At 46.8% G+C, this 942-nt stretch carries 1 protein-coding gene; it reads right to left on the bottom strand.

Annotated features, from left to right (window positions below):
• Positions 1-40: 40 nt before the first annotated feature.
• A partial coding sequence (locus tag LIQ05_RS19315; protein ID WP_226822930.1) for an ABC transporter ATP-binding protein occupies positions 41-942 on the bottom strand: 902 nt, incomplete at its 5' end.

The raw sequence follows: 942 nt of genomic DNA, 5'->3' as shown, positions 1-942 counted from the left end.
CTCCGGCAGTATGAAGTTTCATAGGCAGCTCCTTTCGCCATTAAGCAAGACTCCATCCAGCCGCACTCTTTCGGATATTGACAAAATCCTGATAGATACCGGGCTGTTTCAAAAGTTCCTCATGGTTTCCTTGCTGTGCAATCTGGCCGTTGTCTATAACTAAAATCTGATCAGCAGTTTGGATCGTATTCAGACGATGAGCAATTACAAGCAGGGTCTTTCCCTTCACCAATTCGGAAATAGCTTCCTGAATATAGCTTTCATTGTCTGTATCCACACTTGCGGTAGCTTCGTCCAAAATGACGATAGGCGCGTCTTTCAGGATACAGCGGGCAATCGAAATGCGCTGCTTTTCGCCCCCAGAGAGTGTCGCACCGCCTTCGCCAACCACCGTTTTGAACCCATCAGGCAGAGCCATAATGAAATCATAGCAGCGGGCTTTTCTGGCAGCCTCATAAACTTCTTCTTCCGTAGCATCCGGTTTTCCCATACTGATATTGTTGTAAATGGTGTCCTGAAACAGATACACACGCTGAAATACCATGCTAATCTGATCCATCAATTCCGACAGAGGTACATTGCGAATATCCACGCCCCTTATCGTCACATTGCCAGATTTTACATCCCAAAGTCGCGCCAGCAAGTTTGCAATGGTGGACTTACCACTACCGGATGGCCCAACCAGTGCTGTCATAGAATTTTTCTTCATGGCAAAACTGATATGATGCAGAACCTCTTTGTCCTGATAAGCAAATGTAACATCGTTGAACTGGACTTCTGGCTGTCCTGGCTGTGCCTGAGCTGGAATATGCTGCTTGCCATTGTCGGAAAGTTCTGGTTCGTCCAGTACCGCTTCAATGCGATCAAGGGCAGCGTTCATAACAGTCAGTCTGGATGCTTCTCCATAGAGAGCCTTCAACGGGCCAAAAAGATCAAATACAA

Origin of the sequence: Blautia glucerasea (assembly GCF_020537505.1) — a bacterium.
Taxonomy (GTDB): domain Bacteria; phylum Bacillota; class Clostridia; order Lachnospirales; family Lachnospiraceae; genus Blautia_A.
Note: the sequence above shows the minus strand (reverse complement) of the source record. Positions and strands in the feature narration are given on the sequence as shown.